This window comes from Aeromonas sp. 603079 (assembly GCF_049172135.1).
GTDB classification, from domain to species: Bacteria; Pseudomonadota; Gammaproteobacteria; order Enterobacterales; family Aeromonadaceae; genus Aeromonas; species Aeromonas veronii.
Genome location: NZ_JAAKPX010000009.1, coordinates 61639 through 79301, shown reverse-complemented (window position 1 = coordinate 79301; position 17663 = coordinate 61639). Strand labels below are relative to the sequence as shown.

Below are 17663 nucleotides of genomic sequence, written 5' to 3'. Positions count from 1 at the left end.
CTTATTGAGTCAGAAGATCGGCGAGGGCATTACCCTGTTCATGCAATGTTTCGAGCTGGCCTGCCAGCGACTTGGGATCCAGTCCCAACTGGTCGGCGAGCGGTTTAGGGAAGCGGGCGATGATGGCCTGGGCAGGCACGCCCGCGTTCCAGGCGAAGGAGATAAACACGGCGAGGCGGATCAGCACCGCCTCCTTGCTGACTGGATCGTGGGAGAGCGGGTCAAGCTGCTGGGAGATGGCATCGACGAAGGCCTCGGAGAGGTTCCAGCGCCGCGCCAGCTCGGCACCAAGCTGGGCATAGTCGTAGCCCAGCATCTCCCGCTGGGCCTCGACCCGGCTGCTGCCGTTCTGGATCGCCATGTTGATGAGCTCGGCCTCTTCCGGCAAGGTGCTCTGGATAAGCAGTTCGCCGATGTTGTGGATCAGAGCGCAGGTGAAGGCGGTCTCGGGATCCATCACCTTGGCCTCCTGGGCCAGGGTCTTGGCTATGGTGGCGACCTGGAAGGTCTCGGTCCAGAACTTGTTCTTGTCGAAGCTGGGCGGGGCCTTGAAGGTGCCGATGATGCCGGAGGCGACCACCACGGAGCGCAGCCGGTTGAAGCCGAGCCGGATCACCGCCTGTTCAATAGAAGTCACTTCGTTGCCCCGGCGCAGGGCGGCCGAGTTGGCCATCCGCAGCACCTTGACGCTGATCACCTGATCCATGGCGATCTTGGCCGCAATCTCGTCGATGCGGGCATTCTCGTCGTTGAAGCTCTGCATCAACTCGTGCAGCAGCTTGGGAATAGTGGGGAGTTGTTTGATCTTGTCAAACAGGCGATCCATCGACATGGCTGAGGCAGCCTCCGTTGCGAACTCTGCCTCATATTGTGCCACAGCCGGACAACATGTTCCTGTTTGTGATGCGGCTTTGTGAGCGCTAGAACACCCAGTCGCGCAAGGTGTATTCCAAACGGTGCTGTTTGCCCTGCAGGATCAGGTTCTGACTGGTGCCGCTCAAGGTCGCCCCCTCGGTAAGGGTGGTCAGCACGGCCTGTTCGATGGTGTCGAGCGGTGGCATGCAGGCCATTTCGGTGCTGCCCAGACTGGTGACCCACAGTTTGTCATCTTCCAGATGGCCCTGACCGAAGTAGCGGTTGCAACCGGCGATGCCGTTGACGGTGAAGTGCTCGCCGATCTCGAAATCGGGGGGATTGTCGCGGGGGGCCTTGATCGGTTCGCCATCCAGTTTGCTCAGTACCCAGTGGTGGTGTTGCAGATCTTGCTGAACAAAGGCGGTCGAGCTGCAGCCAGCGAGCAGTAACAGGGGGATCAGCAAAAAGGGCAATCTGGGCATGAGGGGGCTCCGGTTGGGGGAGCGTCAAGAATACCCTTTTTGGGCAGTCGGGAGCAGGGCGGGAGAGGGGACGACCGACCGCTTCTGTCGCCCCTTGTCCCGCACGACTGTCGCTTAATGGCAACACACGGGTGATGTTGCCATCGATTTACGCTATCTCAGGGCTCAGTTGGCGAACAGCCGCTCGGCATAACGGGCGAGACCGGCGGCCACCGAGCCGAAGTCATCGCCACCCTCAAGCGGGATGGACGGGAGCTTCTGGCGGATAAAGCTGGCGATCAGCGGCGAGCGGGCGCTACCACCGGTGACGAAGATGCGATCCGGCTGCACACCGGCGGCGGCAATCGCTTCGTCCATCAGCTCGCCAATTTTCTCCAGCAGCAGGGTCGATGCGTTAGCCAGCTGTTCGCGGGTCAGTTCGGCTTCCAGCCCTTTTTCCAGCTCGGCCAGCGACTGGCGATTGAGCTCCTGCTCCGAGAGGGCGATCTTGCCCTGCTCGGCACGCCACACCAGCTGGTGGCTCAGCTTGTGGGCCCGCAGGCTGGCCAGACGCCCCAACTTGCTGCCGGGCTGGCTGTCGAGCTGCAGATCCTGCAGCTGGCGGGCGGTGTCGAGGCTGTAGAAGCGGCTCTGGGCGCTGACGTCGTTGATGGCGGCCGCATCCCAGAACAGCGGGTGGGGCAGCGGCTTGCCGGTCTTGAGGGTCTCGTGCATGCCGAGCAGCGGCATCATCCCCTCCACCGTCAGGCGGATATCGAAGTCGTTGCCGCCGATCCGCTGGCCGCTGTGGCCGAGCAGATCGCCGCTGCGATCCAGCTGATCTCGGTAGCTCGGGCCCATCCGCAGCATGGAGCAGTCGGTGGTACCGCCGCCGATATCCACTACCAGCACCACGGCGTCTTCGGTGAGGCGCGCCTCGAATTCAAACCCGGCGGCCACCGGTTCATAGAGGAACTCCACCTGCTCGAAACCGGCCAGACGGGCTGCCTCGGTCAGGATGGCGATAGCTTGCTGGTTGCTCTCTTCCCCCGCCAGACCCTGGAAGTTGACCGGACGGCCGATCACCGCCTGGCGGATCGGGGCGCCGAGCTGCTGCTCCGCCTGCTGGCGGACATGGAGCATCATGGCGCAGACGATGTCTTCAAACAGGGCGATCTGGGGAGCCTTGAGGCCATAAGCCCCGAGGAAGGATTTCGGTGACTTGATGTAGTAGCCGTCGTCCGGCTCTTCCAGATAGCGCTCCAGTGCAGCGCCGCCAAAGCTCAGCTCGTCGATCAGTCCCTCTTCGCGCATCTGGCGGCGAACCATCTGGGCGCGGGTGACCACGGGGCCACGCAGCTTGAGGTATTCCGCCTGCTGGGCGGGGGCCAGCCCTTCAGCCAACAGACCGGCGATAGCATCCCGGTGGGGGGCATGCAGGGTGGAGGGGAGATAGCGGGATGCGCCAAGATTCAGCAGCCTGGGGCTACCTTGTTCCATCACGGCCACGGCACAGTTGGAGGTGCCGTAATCAAATCCGATAAACATGGGCGCCAGACTCCTGAATAAAAAAGGGGGGCTAGCCTACCCGAAGGCGCCGGGTCTCACAACCCGGCGCGTGACGAAGAGAGGGCGAGCCCTTATTCCACTTCGTTGTCGCAGCGGCCCTGGATCTCGATGGCGCGGATATTGCCGAGGGTGGTATCGGCGATGGCGTGCAGCGCCTCGCGGGTCAGGAACGCCTGATGGCCGGTGAACAGCACGTTGTGGCAGGCAGACAGGCGGCGGAACACGTCATCGGTGATCACCTCGTTGGACTTGTCGGAGAAGAAGAGATCCTCTTCCTCCTCGTAGACGTCCAGCCCCAGTGCGCCGATACGGGAGGTCTTGAGCGCCTCGATGGCGGCGTTGGAGTCGAGCAGACCGCCACGGCTGGTGTTGATGATCATCACCCCGTCCTTCATCTTGGCGAACGCCTCCTTGTTCAACAGGTGGTAGTTCTCTTTGAACAGCGGGCAGTGCAGGCTGATGATGTCGGATTGGCGGAACAGGGTATCGAGATCCACGTACTCGGCACCCAGCTCGATGGCTGCCGGATTCTGGTAAGGATCGTTGACCAGCAGGCGAACCCCGAAGCCCTTGAGGATGCGCAGGGCGGCCAGACCGATCTTGCCGGTGCCGATGACGCCAACGGTCTTGCCATGCATGTTGAAGCCGACCAGCCCCTCCAGCGAGAAGTTGGCGTCGCGGGTGCGCTGATAGGCTTTGTGGATGCGGCGGTTGAGGCACATCATCATGCCGACCGCGTGTTCTGCGGTCGCCTCGGGGGAGTAGGCGGGCACCCGCACCACTTTCAGCCCCAGCTCTTTGGCCGCGGCCAGGTCCACGTTGTTGTAACCGGCGCAGCGCAGGGCGATCACCTGGGTGCCGTTGGCAGCCAGTTCGGTCAATACCTCGTGGTCGGCGTCGTCATTGACGAACAGACACACCACTGGGAAGCCGTGAGCCAGTCGGGCCGTTTTGGCCTCCAGCCGCACATCGAAAAACTCTAGGTCGAAGCCGTACTGGCTGTTGGCCTGGTTGAAATGCTCTTTGTCATAGCTCTTGGTACTGAATACGGCGACTTTCATGGTATGTGCTCCGCAGCGTGTGTGTCGTCAAATTACAACAAAATGGGTCAGCTATCACCGGACAAACCGGCTGGTTATTGTCCCCACGGCATGATGGGAACGGCGCTGACTGCACTTTTGTACGAACCATCCACCAGTTTGGTGCTGTAGGTCAGGTAAACCAGTGCATTGCGTTTCTTGTCGTAAAAACGCACCACTTTCTGCTCCTTGAACACCAGCGAAGTGCTGACATCGAACACCTCTTCCCCCGCTTTCAGCTTTTCGGGCAGGGTGATGGGGCCGATCTGGTGGCACGACAGGGAGGCGTGGGAGGGATCTTCCGCCAGTCCCAGCCCACCTTTGACGCCACCTGTCTTGGGGCGCGCCAGATAGCAGGCGACACCGTCGATGCGCGGGTCGTCGAATGCCTCCACCAGGATCTTGTGGTTGGGGCCAAACAGCTTGAAGGCTGTGCTCACTTCACCGACCGGGTCGGCCTTGTCGGCCAGCGCCGGGCCGGCAAACAGGGCCCCCAGCAGCAGGGGCAGGGCGCGGCGCAGGGCATTATGTCGCGTGTGGTTATGTGTCATGGTCTCTCCTGTTGGCCCGGCACTCCTCAATAGGGAATGCCCAGGCGACGATAGAGGCTGGCGAGCACCCAGGCGGGGCCTATCAGCAGAAATTGCAGGTCGGCGAGGAAGGAGGGGCGTTTGCCCTCGATCTTGTGGCCGACAAACTGGGCTATCCAGAGAATCACGAACGCCGCCACCGCGGGCCACAGCAGCGGCCCCTGCCATTGGTGGCAGATCCACAGTCCCAGTGCGGTTAGCCCGGCCATCCCCGCGAACAGCGAAAACGACAGCTGCAGATAGAACAGCAGCACCGGAATAGCCGCCACTGCCGCCCAGTTGAGGATCTCTGGCAAGGGCCCGTGTGGCAGACACCAGAGCAGCGCCAGCGAGCAGAAATAGATGCCCGGCACCGCCAGCTTATGGATGGCGACGTTGACCGGATGGCGATGGCTCTGGCCGTACTCCTCAAACCACTCCTGGATTCCCTTCATGGCACCTCCCTGGCGCACTGTGTTCTCGCAGCCTGACCTTCGTGGTCAGGCGTTCGTGATGCTTATCCTTGCGGTGGATACTCCCAATATTGGGCCGGAATGGATTTTAGCAACGGGGTCATATCCGGATTGGGCAGGGCGATGGTGACCCGCTGATCGAGGTTGGCGCTGGCGAGCGCTTCGCGGATCTTGGGGTTGTCATTGAAGAACTTCATGAAGCTGCCATCGGCATAGGCCCGCTCCAGCCCGGTCTGAATCGCCTTGGCCAGCTTGGGGTATTCGGGGCTGACGAAGAAGAATTGGGCGAAGGGGTAGCGGATCAGCAGATGCTGCTCGATGGCGAGGTTGGGATACTGCGCCACCAGCTCGCTGCGCTCGGCGAAGATCTCCACCAGGGCGCGCGGGAAGAAGTCGATCTTGTCGCCGTCGTTGATAAGGCGAAACAGGCTGCTGTATCGGCCGGAGAAGGTCGGGATGCCCGCATTTTCCAGAATTTTGTTATCGGCCCAACCGACCCCTTGTGCCGCCTTCAGCTGTTTGAGGCCGGCCAAGGTATTGATCTGGTTGAACTTCTCTTGGGCATCCGCGTGAATGAAGGACAGCCGCAATCCTTCCAGCCCGCGAAACAGCGGAATGGGGACGGCAATCAGGGAGGATTCGAGTGCGCTGGAGGTGCCCATCCAGAAGACGTTGATGGTCTTGCCCTTGCTCAGCTGCTGCTGGAGGGTGAACTGGTTGAGGTCGAGTTCGACAGGCTGGATGCGAAAGGGTTGCCCAGAGCGGGTCAGGGCCAGTTCCAGCAGCTTGTACTGGTACTCCTGGTCAAGATTGTTGACGGGACGGCTGGGGACCTTGACCGTCAGAACCTGTGCTTGTGCCAGCAGTGGCAGGCACAAACACAGCTTGATGAGCCATTTCACTCTCTGTTCTCCTGTAGATTCCGGAAGGTGTCCGGAGTCTAACAGAACTTGTCACCATCTTGCTGCGAGGCGTTGTGCAAGGTTTGAGCGCGGTGCCCTGCCTTGCTGGCGTCTGTTGCACCAGAATGGTGACGGTTCTTCGAAGAATCAGGCGACGCGACGGAACACGTGGGTATCGTTAAATTCCTTGGTGCTCTGGCATTCGACGCAGAAACGGGATTCCGGACGGGCATGCAGCCGCTTGAGGGAGATCTCGTCACCGCAAGATTCGCAGTAACCAAAATCCCCTTCGCTGATGCGCTTCAATGCGCCCCGCAGCTTGCGCAGGTGCAGCTTGTCGTGCTCGATGCGGTTCAGCTCCAGACGGCGGGCTTCCTCGATACTGGCACGGTCAATTTCATCGGCCATCTCGTTGGTGTCGGTGGCGATGGCCTGGCTGGCCTGGGAGTTCAGGCGCTCTTCGAGCTCGGCGATCTGCCGCTCGATCTGCCCCTTGTAAAAGGCCAGTTGGTCTTCAGTCATGAAATCACACATACGATTTACTACCAGTCAGTTTACTAACCCAATTATCCCTGTTTATGGGGGCTGTCTGCCTGCAGACCAAGCCCTTCTCGTCTGATTTGCACCGTTTTCATGCAAGAGAGTGCAAATCAGGGCGGGCCTTGTACCAAAAAAAAGCAGCCAAGCAAAGCAAATAGGACAGGGATTGTGCGCCTTTGCAAAAAAATGGCCCCTTTAGCGGCTGATCTGACGGGATCTGACATCTGGTTTTGGCCGGTTGGCACCGGCTTTGCACTGGGGAGAGGCGAGACCACGAGTGTTTAGTATTTGGTGCCGACTTGGTCATTATATGCGCCGTTATTTATAGTTTTTTAAACACCACTGCTTGACATTACCCCTGATAGCGGGCTTTTATGGTGGTGTTGATTACAATTTGATAACAAGGGTGTTCCATATATTAGACACCCTTGCCAATGGCAACCGTAGAGTCGGGGTTTAACATGGACAGTATCAAGGGCTGGATGGAGAGCAATCGCATCACGGAAGTGGAGTGTCTCTTCCCTGATTTCACCGGCAACGCCCGGGGCAAGATCATCCCAGCCAACAAGTTTTTGCGAGAAGGGGGCATGCGTCTGCCCGAGGTGATCTTCACCCAGACAGTGACCGGTGAATATCCGGATGACGACAGCATGATCGATCCGCTGGAGCGGGACATGCAGCTCTATCCTGACCCCAACACCATCCGTTTCGTCCCTTGGGCGCTGGAACCTACCGCTCAGGTTATCCATGACTGTTACGACGTCAACGGCAAGCTGATCGACATTGCACCTCGCTCCGTACTGCGTCGGGTTCTGTCATTTTACGAGGCTCAGGGCTGGAAGCCGGTGGTGGCGCCCGAGCTGGAGTTCTATCTGGTCACCCGCAACGAAGACCCCGACTATCCGCTGATGCCGCCGGTAGGGCGCAACGGCCGTCCGGAGACAGCTCGCCAGTCCTTCAGTATCGATGCGGTCAACGAGTTCGATCCCATCTTCGAAGACATGTATGACTACTGCGAAGCGCAGGAGCTGGAGGTGGATACCCTGATCCACGAGTCCGGTGCTGCCCAGATGGAGATCAACTTCCTGCACGGGGATGCCATCGATCTGGCGGATCAGGTGTTCCTTTTCAAGCGCACCATGCGTGAGGCGGCCCATCGCCACGGCATCTACGCCACCTTTATGGCCAAGCCGATGAGCAACGAGCCGGGCTCCGCCATGCACATCCACCAGAGTCTGGAGGATATGAACGGTCGAAATCTGTTCGGTACCCCGGATGGCGGCAACTCCGAACTCTTCATGCATTTCATCGCAGGTCTGCAGAAGTACACCCCGGCGGTGACAGCCCTGCTGGCTCCCAATGTCAACTCCTACCGCCGCCTCACCTTCGGTGAGAGCGCGCCACGCAACGTCCAGTGGGGTGTCGAGAACCGCACCTGTGGTCTGCGGGTACCCTTCTCCGACCCGAGTGCCCGCCGGGTGGAGAACCGCTTCGCCGGTGCCGATGCCAACCCCTATCTGGCGCTGGCCGCCACCCTGGCGTGCGGCTATCTCGGCATGATGGAGAAGCTGGAGCCCATGCAGGAGATGAAATCCAGCGCCTACGACCTGCCCTACAGTCTGCCCCGCTCGCTGGAGGAGGCGCTCAGCCATCTCGAACAGTGCGAGCCGATCAAGGAGATGTTGGGGGAGCGCTTCACACGCGCCTTTGTCGCGGTCAAACGCAAAGAGTACGAGACCTACTTCGGGGTGATCAGCCGCTGGGAGCGAGAGTTCCTGCTGCTGAACGTCTGACCCGGATGCGTGCCGGCCACGCATCGTCCGAATCGGGGAGGCAGGCTGCCTCCCCTGCCTGTAACCGGTAATACGGGATGGAGGAGTGCCTCCGCCTGCGGATGGTTGTGAGCGGAAGTTGGCTCGCCACCGCTCTGGTTGCATGGTTGATAACAGTTTTTGGCTCGAATTGAAGGATGTGAGGAGCAGGCCGTGCCGCAGTCCACGCGAAAGTGGCAGTGATTGCGGGAGTGGCAGCCCTCCTGATGATTGACGAACAGAACCAGCTAAATCGAAGGAACCGAGGAGCTAACAATGCAACAGACTACCCGTGAGTGGCAGCAGCAGGATGCCAGCCACCACCTGCACCCCTTTACCGACTTTCAGGCCCTGAACAAGAAGGGCAGCCGTATCATCACCAAAGCCAGCGGCGTCTATCTGGAAGACTCCGAAGGCAAGCGCATTCTGGACGGCATGGCGGGGCTCTGGTGCGTCAATATGGGCTATGGTCGGCAGGAGCTGGTGGATGCCGCCACCCGTCAGATGCAGCAGTTGCCCTACTACAACCTCTTCTTCCAGACCACGCACCCGCCGGTGATCGAGCTGGCCACCTTGCTGGCCGAAGTGACGCCATCCCATCTCAACCATGTATTCTTTACCGGCTCCGGCTCCGAGTGCAACGACACCGTGCTGCGGATGGTGCGCCACTACTGGGCCAGCAAGGGGCAACCGGAAAAACAGGTGATCATCAGCCGCCACAACGCCTATCACGGCTCCACAGTGGCGGGGGCGAGTCTGGGTGGCATGAAAGGGATGCATGCCCAGGGTGGTCTGCCCATTCCCGGCATAGTGCACATCGACCAGCCTTATCACTTCGGTGAGGGGCAGGGGATGAGTGCCCACGAGTTCGGGCTGGAGCGGGCCCGTCAACTGGAGCAGAAGATTCTGGAGCTGGGGGTGGAGAAGGTGGCCGCCTTTATCGGCGAGCCGATCCAGGGGGCGGGCGGTGTCATCATTCCGCCTGACAGCTACTGGCCGGAGATCCAGCGCATCTGCGATCACTACGGCATTTTGCTGATAGCCGACGAGGTGATCTGCGGCTTTGGCCGTACCGGCCACTGGTTTGCCAGCGAAGGGTTTGGCATCAAGCCGGATCTGATGTGTCTGGCCAAGGGGATTACCTCCGGTTATATGCCGCTCGGCGCTGTGATGGTGAGTGACCGGGTTGCCAAGGGGCTGGTGGAAGAGGGGGGCGAGTTCAACCACGGCTTCACCTACTCTGGCCATCCGGTCTCTTGCGCGGTGGCGGTGGCCAATATCCAGCTTATGCAAAAGGAGAGCATAGTTAAGCGAGTGCATGATACCATCGGCCCCTATTTGCAGCGCCGCTGGGCAGAGCTGGCTGACCACCCGCTGGTGGGTGAAACCCGTGGCCGCGGGCTGGTCGCCGCCCTGGAAATCGTCCAGGACAAGCAGACCAACCGGCGTTTCCCGGCCCATGCCAATGCCGGGATGACTTGCCGGGAATTCTGTTTTAACAATGGCTTGGTGATGAGGGCGGTAGGCGATACCATGATCATATCGCCCCCCTTGGTGATCACCGAGGAACAGGTTGATGAATTGGTCAAGCTAGCCAGGCTCAGTCTGGATCTGACGGCTGCAAAGCTGAAGGGATAGCTGCCGCCAGGCAGGTTGGCATGCGCATACAATTTGCTTAGGAGACAAGGATGATGTCTTTCAAAACGGGAGTGATCGCTGCCTCTGTGGCTCTGGTCATGGCAAGTGCCGGAGCAATGGCTGAAGAGAAGGTGTTGCACGTCTACAACTGGAGCGACTATATCGCCCCGGATACCCTGGAAAACTTCCAGAAGGAGACGGGCATCAAGGTGGTTTATGACGTGTTTGACAGCAACGAGGTACTGGAAGCCAAGTTGCTGGCTGGTAAATCCGGCTACGACATCGTGGTGCCGTCCAACCCCTTCCTGGCCAAACAGATCAGGGCTGGCGTGTTCCAGAAGCTGGACAAGTCCAAGCTCTCCAACTGGCAAAATATGGATACCGACCTGCTCAAGGCGCTCGACCCGAGCGATCCGGGCAACCAGTACTCCATCCCCTATCTGTGGGGCACCATCGGTTATGCCTACAATGCCGAGAAGGTGAAGGCCGTACTGGGGGCCGATGCGCCGCTCAACTCCTGGGATCTGGTGTTCAAGCCGGAGAACATGGCCAAGCTGAAGGAGTGCGGCGTCTCCTTCCTCGACTCGCCGACCGAAATGTTACCGGCCGCCCTGCAATATCTGGGCTTCAAACCGGATAGCCAGAAGCCGGACGAGCTGAAGAAGGCCGAGGAGCTGTTCCTCTCCATCCGTCCCTATACCGCCTATTTCCACTCCTCCAAGTACATCTCGGATCTGGCCAACGGCAACTTGTGTGTTGCTGTCGGTTACTCCATGGATTTGCAGCAGTCCAAGGCGCGGGCGGCGGAAGCCAAAAATGGCGTGGCACTGACCTACACCATTCCGAAAGAGGGGGCTGGCAGCTTCTTTGACATGATCGCCATCCCGGCGGATGCCAAGAACGTCGAGGCGGCCCACACCTTCATCAACTATCTGATGAAGCCCGACGTGATCGCCAACATCACCAATCAGGTGCAGGCGCCTAACGGCAACAAGGCGGCGACCCCGCTGGTTGACGAGGCGATCCGTACCGATCCGGGGGTTTATCCGGACTCTGCAACCTTGCAGAAGATCTACACCTTCCCGGATCTGCCGGCCAAGGTGCAGCGTCTGATGACCCGCAGCTGGACCAAGATCAAGTCCGGTAAGTAAGTAACGAATACCCCTCCCGGTCCGCAGTTCGGCCGGGAGGGTAGTGATGCCATCCATCCGGATGGGCCGCGCGAATGGATGCGCAGACGGTCAACCACTGAACAGGAGAACTGACACCGTGAATACAACCAGATTGCTAACCATAGCGCTGACCATGGGATTGGCGAATGCAGTCCAGGCAGCCCCTGTGCTCCATTTCTACAACTGGTCTGACTATATCGGCGAGACCACCCTCAGCGATTTCCAGCAGGAGACCGGGATCAAGACCGTCTATGACGTATTTGACTCCAACGAAACCCTGGAAGGCAAGTTGCTGACCGGACGGACCGGTTACGATCTGGTGGTGCCCTCAAATAATTTCCTCTCCAAGCAGATCAAGGCGGGGGCTTTCCAGAAGCTGGACAAGAGCTTGCTGCCCAATCTGGCCAACCTGGATCCCGTGCTGCTCAAGCAGCTCGAGAAGGTGGATCCGGGCCATCAGTACGCAGTGCCCTATCTGTGGGGAACCAACGGCATCGGCTACAACGTCGACAAAATCAAGGCGGTGCTGGGGGTCGACAAGATCGACTCCTGGGCGGCCATCTTCGAGCCGGAAAACATGGAGAAGCTCTCCCGTTGCGGCGTCGCCTTCCTCGACTCGGCAGACGAGATGATCCCGGCTGCCCTCAACTACCTTGGTCTGAACCCCAACAGCCAGGACGCGGCCGATATCAAGCGCGCCGAGGCGCAGTTGCTCAAGGTGCGCCCCTATGTGGCCTACTTCCACTCCTCCAAATACATAGGTGATCTCGCCAACGGCGATATCTGTGTGGCAGCGGGCTTTTCCGGCGACATCTTGCAGGCGGCAGCCCGTGCCGACGAGGCAGGCAAGGGGGTGAAGATTGCCTACAGCATTCCTAAAGAGGGGGGCAATCTCTGGTTCGACATGATGGCGATCCCGTCTGATGCCACCAATGTCAAAGAGGCACATGCTCTCATCAACTATGTTCTGCAGCCCGAGGTGATCGCCAAGGTCAGCAATTATGTGGGCTATGCGAACCCCAATGCCAAGGCTGGCGAGTTCATGGATGAGACGGTGCGCAATGATGAGGGGGTTTATCCGCCTCAGGCTGTGCTGGAGCGGCTCTATGTGCAGGAGGCACATTCCCGCGCGGTACAGCGTCAAATCACCCGGAGTTGGAGCAAGATCAAGTCCGGTACCTGACCTTGGTGCCCGCTCTGGGGCGCCAAATCGCTTTTATGGATTGGCCGTGAGGCCAGTATCACGTTAGGGAGTTTGGTAATGGCGATAGCCTCCAGTGCCTACAAGAAAGCCCTTGAGGGCAGCCAGCAACGCAAAGAAGTGCTGGTAAAAATAGACAGGGTTAGCAAGCAGTTCGATGAAACCCTGGCGGTCGATAATGTTTCCCTGAATATTCACAAGGGGGAGATCTTCGCCCTGCTGGGAGGATCCGGTTCCGGTAAATCGACCTTGCTGCGGATGCTGGCAGGGTTCGAGCGCCCGACCGAAGGGCGTCTGTTCCTCGACGGGGTGGATATCACCGATATGCCCCCCTATGAACGCCCCATCAACATGATGTTCCAGTCCTACGCCCTGTTTCCCCATATGACGGTGGCACAGAATATTGCTTTCGGTCTCAAGCAGGATGGCCTGCCCAAGGCCGAGATCGACGCCCGTGTCGAAGAGATGCTCAAGCTGGTACAGATGACCCAGTATGCCCGTCGCAAGCCTCACCAGCTCTCCGGTGGCCAGCGCCAGCGGGTAGCGCTGGCCCGTTCGCTGGCGAAACGTCCCAAGTTGCTGCTGCTTGATGAGCCGATGGGGGCGCTCGACAAGAAGCTGCGCTCCAAGATGCAGCTGGAGCTGGTGGAGATCATCGAGCGGGTCGGGGTTACCTGTGTCATGGTGACCCACGATCAAGAAGAGGCCATGACCATGGCGGAGCGGATCGCCATCATGCATCACGGTTGTATCGAGCAGATCGGCAGTCCGATGGATATCTACGAGACTCCGGCCAGTCGGCTGGTGTGCGAGTTTATCGGCAACGTCAACCTGTTCGACGGCCTGCTGGTGGAGGATGAGCAGGACCACGCCATCATCGCCTGTGCCGATCTGGAGCAGCCCATCTATGTGGGCCACGGGATCAGCTCCCGTGCCGAGAACAAGAAGGTGACCTACGCCCTGCGGCCGGAGAAGCTGCTGATGAGCCTGCAAAAGCCGGCCGAAATCGAGCATCCGGACTTCAACTGGACCAAGGGCGAGGTCTATGACATCGCTTATCTGGGCGGACACTCGGTGTACCACATCCAGCTGCCCTCGGGCAAAATCGTTCAGGCTTTCATCGCCAATGCCGAACGCCACGGCAAGCGGCCAACCTGGGATGACCAGGTGTTCCTCTACTGGGAAGATGACAGCGGCGTGGTGCTGCAATCATGAAGATCTTGCAACGACTGAAGCGGGGCGGAGGGCGCCGGCTGGTGATCGGCATCCCCTTCTTCTGGCTGTTCCTCTTCTTCCTGCTGCCCTTTGTCATAGTGGTAAAAATCAGTTTTGCGGAAGCGGATGTGGCGATCCCGCCCTACACCGACGTGGTGAGCTGGGCCGACAATCAGCTCACCATCCTGCTCAATATGGGGAACTACCTGCTGCTGCAGGAGGATGAGCTCTATATCGCAGCCTATCTGGGCTCCCTCAAGATGGCCTTCGTCAGCACCCTGCTCTGCCTGTTGATTGGCTATCCGATGGCCTACTCCATCGCTCGGGCCAACAAGGAGACCCAGACCGTTCTGCTGTTGCTGATCATGATGCCGACCTGGACCGCCATTCTGATCCGGGTCTATGCGTGGATGGGGATCCTCAGTAACAACGGCCTGCTCAACAGCGTCTTGCTGGGGATCGGGCTGATTGACGAACCGCTGCAGATCCTCAATACCAACCTGGCGGTCTATATCGGCATCGTTTACTCCTATCTGCCCTTCATGGTGCTGCCGCTTTACGCCAATCTGGTCAAACACGATCAGAGCCTGCTGGAGGCGGCCTCCGACCTAGGGGCCCGCAACCTGACCCGTTTCTGGCAGATCACTGTGCCGCTCTCCAAAAACGGCATTATCGCCGGCTGCATGCTGGTGTTTATTCCGGTGGTGGGGGAGTTCGTTATTCCGGAAATGCTGGGTGGCCCGGAGACCCTGATGATCGGTAAGGTGCTATGGCAGGAGTTCTTCAACAACCGCGACTGGCCGGTCGCCTCTGCACTGGCGGTGGTGATGCTGGCGGTGCTGATCATTCCGATCATCCTCTTCAACCGTAACCAGGCCAAAGAGCTGGAGGGCAAGGCATGATGAGACGTTTCGGTTTTGCCAAGCTGATGCTCTGGCTTGGGCTGCTGTTTATCTACCTGCCCATGATCATCATGGTGATCTACTCCTTCAACGCCTCCAAGCTGGTGACGGTGTGGGGCGGATGGTCACTCAAGTGGTACTTCGGCCTGCTCGACAACAAGCAGCTGATTGGATCCGTGTTCCGCTCGCTGGAGATCGCTTTTTACACCGCGATCGCCGCGGTGGCGCTGGGGACGGTGGCGGCATTCGTGCTGACCCGAATTCCCCACTTCCGTGGTCGGACCCTGTTCGGTGGCATGGTGACGGCACCGCTGGTGATGCCCGAGGTGATCACCGGTCTGTCGCTGCTGCTGCTGTTCGTGGCGATGGCCCAGCTGGTGGGATGGCCCGCCGAGCGGGGCATGTTGACCATCTGGATCGCGCACACTACCTTCTGTACCGCCTACGTAGCCATCGTTGTGTCGGCGCGGTTGCGGGAGCTGGATCTCTCCATAGAGGAGGCGGCCATGGATCTTGGCGCCAAGCCGTGGAAGGTGTTCTTCCTGATCACCATCCCGATGATCGCCCCCTCGCTGGCAGCAGGCGGCATGATGTCGTTCGCCCTGTCGCTGGATGATCTGGTGCTGGCGAGCTTCGTTTCCGGCCCGGGCTCCACCACCCTGCCGATGGAGGTCTTCTCGGCGGTGCGGCTCGGGGTTAAACCCGAGATCAACGCGGTGGCCAGCCTGATCCTGTTGTCGGTATCGCTCTTTACCTTCGGCAGCTGGTATCTGATGGCCAGGGCGGAGAAGCGCCGTCGCGCCGAGATCGCCATGACCACCCAGATGCAGGCCGTCGTCTGACGCCATGATAAGATCCGCCTACTCTCGTCAACCTGGAGGATGAGTATGCGGATCTCCCTTTTTAGCGGTCGTGGCACCGAGCTGGTGCCCGGCCTCACCAGTGCCATTCACAAGCAACCGATCTCTGCACCAGTTCGCTGTACCTTTGCCGGTCTGGAAGGGGATGAGCAGTGTGACCTGCGCCACCACGGTGGCCCGGATCGGGCGCTCCACTACTATCCTGCCGATCACTATCTCTGGTGGCAGACCTGGCAAACCGCGCTGGACTTGTCTGCGCCACGTACACCCTGGCAACCTGCCGCCTTTGGCGAGAACCTCTCCGGTCTCGGGCTGACCGAGGCGCAAGCCTGCATTGGCGATGTCTATCGGCTCGGTGAGGCGCTGATCCAGATCAGCCAGCCGAGATCCCCCTGTTTCAAGCTCAACCAGCGCTTTGGCTATGGCCAGATGTCGCAGGTGATGCAACTGAATGGCCGTTGTGGCTGGCTGCTGCGGGTGCTGGAGGAGGGGATTGTGTCGCCGGAGTCGGCCATGGAGCTGCTAGACAGACCCTATCCCGAACTGACGGTGAAGCGCACGGTGGATATCCTGTTCAATCAGGTGCGCAATGAAGCTGATCTGCTGATGTTGCTGGAGAATCCGGCCCTTTCCCCCAACTGGCGCCAGCATGCAGCCGACTGGCTGGAGCATGGCACTGTGGCTGACTGGCAGCGCCGTCTGCTGGGGCCCGCATCCCTGCGCCTGGCCTGACGGCCGGTTGCCGGAATGTCACCAGCTGGCTGCAGCCCGGTAAACGGATGAAAAGAGTGCTGAATAGTTGAGCGAACGGCACTTTTTTTCCTGCCAAATGCAAAAAAGGCTTGTGTCGGGTCTGGGCTTTCGGTAAATTCCCGTCCCGCAGACATCGGTGTGTAGCGCAGCTTGGTAGCGCACTTCGTTCGGGACGAAGGGGTCGGAGGTTCGAATCCTCTCACACCGACCAAATTTGAAAAGGCCGCTCAATAGAGCGGCCTTTTTGCATTTATCCTTCCTGTTTTCCTAATTTTCTTTAGCTGCTGACCTGTTACCTGGCCAAGTGATCTGACTTGCAGTATGCAGGGTCGAAGCAAGACCACAGACATTAAAAGGGCCACCGCTCGGTGGCCCATCGGTGGAGTCTGATCCTGACTCCGGCACTCTAGATTGTGGCAATCTCGCTATGGGTCTTGTCTATGGTGCCCTCCTTGCGCGCCAGGCGCTTACTCAGATATGCCAGTGCTGATGCCGCAAAGCCTTGAAACTGTGTTGAGGCAGCAAGGCCGCGTGCTTGGGGTACTCACTAATGAAATGTTCTATTCCCTCCATCAGTTGTGCGCGTAATGAAATCACGGGCTCATGCCAGGCTTGCAGACAGAGATGGCCGGGGATCAACTGCTCCTGATAATCTTCCAGCAGCTGTTCTGGCCAGGGTTCAATACCGGAATTGCGTTGCAGCAAATAGTGGGCGGCGGGTTCACGGGCATAAATGAACTGAATTTGGGCCAGATCGCGTTGGCATAGCGTTTGACTGTTGATATGACAGGTCAAATATTTTCCCGTTTTCAGATCCAGAAAGTGACCGCGTTGCCGACAGGGAACGATGCGATACCAAGGCAGGGGTGAGGAGAGAGAATACCCCTCAAGCTCCTGTTCCAACCAGTGGCGACACTCGGGTGTCTGCACCTCGTCGAGCATGGACTCGAGCTGTGTCAACAAGGCTCTGGATGGTTTGATGGCCAGTTTCGCACTCATCGCCTGCAATCCTCCCTCTGCACACAATCCCGACTATCAGTATGGACCTTGTTCGGCCAGAGGGGGTAAGGAATCTAATGATTAAAAGTGGATTAGCCGCGTGGTTTTTATGCACTAACTTGGTTCAACCCACCAGATAGGTACCAGTGCCGAAGGCGATGTGGGTGCCCTCTTCGTTGTGCAGCTCCATCCGGGCGACGGCCACCTTGCTGCCCGCCCGGATGATGTGGGCGGTGGCGATAAACTCGTTGCCGCGCCCCGGGCGCAGGTAGTCCACCCGCAGATCTATGGTGCCGAGGCGAGCGAAGCGCTCCTTGAGATAGCTGGGGGAGAACTCCTCCAGCTCGTCGATGCAGGAGGCGGCGACGATCATGCCGCCCGCCACATCCAGCAGCGTGGCGGTGACACCGCCGTGCAGGATGTTGTGGAAGGGGTTGCCGATCAGCTTGTCGTCCATCTTGATGCGCAGTTCCACCTTGTCGAAGTCGTAGTGGGTCACCTGCATGCCGATCAGCTTGTTGAACGGCATCTTCTCGGCAAACAGGTTGGCAATGCCACTGAGCGCCATCTTCTTGAGCATCTGTTTCATTCTCTGATCCCAATCCTTGTCATCAAAGCCGAGTAAAAACTCCAGCCAGTCTGCAACAGTTCTTTAACAGTCGCA

At 59.3% G+C, this 17663-nt stretch carries 18 protein-coding genes and 1 tRNA gene; 9 read left to right on the top strand and 10 right to left on the bottom strand.

Translation table 11 applies throughout. The features are described from left to right. Position 1 precedes the first annotated feature (1 nt). From G5287_RS08510 to G5287_RS08475, 8 genes are all read right to left on the bottom strand, one after another. Positions 2-832: an HDOD domain-containing protein gene (locus tag G5287_RS08510; protein ID WP_005355498.1), complete on the bottom strand. Its 831-nt coding sequence runs from the start codon at positions 830-832 to the stop codon at positions 2-4. Positions 833-920: 88 nt separating this feature from the next. Next, entirely contained in the window at positions 921-1337 is a 417-nt protein-coding gene (locus G5287_RS08505) for an META domain-containing protein (RefSeq protein WP_005340725.1), read from the bottom strand. A 165-nt stretch (positions 1338-1502) separates the two neighbouring features. After that, positions 1503-2864 (bottom strand): molecular chaperone, encoded by a 1362-nt coding sequence (gene yegD / locus G5287_RS08500; RefSeq protein ID WP_118854446.1) that lies wholly within the window; start codon positions 2862-2864, stop codon positions 1503-1505. A gap of 92 nt (positions 2865-2956) precedes the next feature. Beyond that, a complete protein-coding gene (locus tag G5287_RS08495) occupies positions 2957-3946 on the bottom strand; it encodes a 2-hydroxyacid dehydrogenase (protein ID WP_421231148.1) in 990 nt (329 codons plus the stop codon). 74 nt (positions 3947-4020) lie between these two features. Beyond that, positions 4021-4515 carry a CreA family protein gene (locus G5287_RS08490; RefSeq protein WP_005355485.1) on the bottom strand — a complete coding sequence of 165 codons (495 nt, stop codon included), beginning with the start codon at positions 4513-4515 and terminating at the stop codon, positions 4021-4023. Positions 4516-4541: 26 nt separating this feature from the next. Then, positions 4542-4988 (bottom strand): DUF962 domain-containing protein, encoded by a 447-nt coding sequence (locus G5287_RS08485; RefSeq protein WP_219296766.1) that lies wholly within the window; start codon positions 4986-4988, stop codon positions 4542-4544. Between the two features lie 62 nt (positions 4989-5050). After that, positions 5051-5908: a hypothetical protein gene (locus G5287_RS08480; RefSeq protein WP_421231147.1), complete on the bottom strand. Its 858-nt coding sequence runs from the start codon at positions 5906-5908 to the stop codon at positions 5051-5053. 147 nt (positions 5909-6055) lie between these two features. After that, entirely contained in the window at positions 6056-6442 is a 387-nt protein-coding gene (locus tag G5287_RS08475) for a TraR/DksA family transcriptional regulator (protein ID WP_421231146.1), read from the bottom strand. A 467-nt stretch (positions 6443-6909) separates the two neighbouring features. Here G5287_RS08475 and G5287_RS08470 point away from each other — a divergent pair, with 467 nt between their 5' ends. From G5287_RS08470 to G5287_RS08430, 9 genes are all read left to right on the top strand, one after another. After that, on the top strand, positions 6910-8241 hold the full coding sequence (locus G5287_RS08470) for a glutamine synthetase family protein (RefSeq protein ID WP_005342613.1): 1332 nt from the start codon (positions 6910-6912) through the stop codon (positions 8239-8241). A gap of 294 nt (positions 8242-8535) precedes the next feature. After that, positions 8536-9897 carry an aspartate aminotransferase family protein gene (locus tag G5287_RS08465; protein WP_421231145.1) on the top strand — a complete coding sequence of 454 codons (1362 nt, stop codon included), beginning with the start codon at positions 8536-8538 and terminating at the stop codon, positions 9895-9897. A 53-nt stretch (positions 9898-9950) separates the two neighbouring features. Beyond that, positions 9951-11048, top strand: coding sequence for an extracellular solute-binding protein (locus G5287_RS08460; RefSeq protein ID WP_201937706.1), 1098 nt, complete (start codon positions 9951-9953; stop codon positions 11046-11048). Between the two features lie 118 nt (positions 11049-11166). Continuing rightward, entirely contained in the window at positions 11167-12252 is a 1086-nt protein-coding gene (locus G5287_RS08455) for a polyamine ABC transporter substrate-binding protein (RefSeq protein WP_201937656.1), read from the top strand. A 78-nt stretch (positions 12253-12330) separates the two neighbouring features. Then, positions 12331-13485 (top strand): polyamine ABC transporter ATP-binding protein, encoded by a 1155-nt coding sequence (gene potA, locus G5287_RS08450; RefSeq protein ID WP_216952652.1) that lies wholly within the window; start codon positions 12331-12333, stop codon positions 13483-13485. After that, positions 13482-14387, top strand: coding sequence for an ABC transporter permease subunit (locus G5287_RS08445; protein WP_216952653.1), 906 nt, complete (start codon positions 13482-13484; stop codon positions 14385-14387). Before potA ends, G5287_RS08445 begins: the two co-directional genes overlap by 4 nt. Continuing rightward, positions 14384-15229 (top strand): ABC transporter permease subunit, encoded by an 846-nt coding sequence (locus tag G5287_RS08440; RefSeq protein WP_005340701.1) that lies wholly within the window; start codon positions 14384-14386, stop codon positions 15227-15229. The genes G5287_RS08445 and G5287_RS08440 overlap by 4 nt, the downstream gene beginning before the upstream one ends. 45 nt (positions 15230-15274) lie before the next feature. Continuing rightward, a complete protein-coding gene (locus G5287_RS08435; protein WP_421231144.1) occupies positions 15275-15979 on the top strand; it encodes an MOSC domain-containing protein in 705 nt (234 codons plus the stop codon). 155 nt (positions 15980-16134) lie between these two features. After that, positions 16135-16211: transfer RNA gene (locus tag G5287_RS08430), tRNA-Pro, on the top strand. Between the two features lie 260 nt (positions 16212-16471). On the opposite strand, the gene G5287_RS08425 is transcribed toward G5287_RS08430, so the two are convergent. Then, positions 16472-16999, bottom strand: a complete 528-nt coding sequence (locus tag G5287_RS08425) for a hypothetical protein (RefSeq protein WP_005356927.1) — start codon at positions 16997-16999, stop codon at positions 16472-16474. A gap of 124 nt (positions 17000-17123) precedes the next feature. Further along, a complete protein-coding gene (locus tag G5287_RS08420) occupies positions 17124-17588 on the bottom strand; it encodes a thioesterase family protein (protein WP_042054246.1) in 465 nt (154 codons plus the stop codon). Positions 17589-17663: the final 75 nt, after the last annotated feature.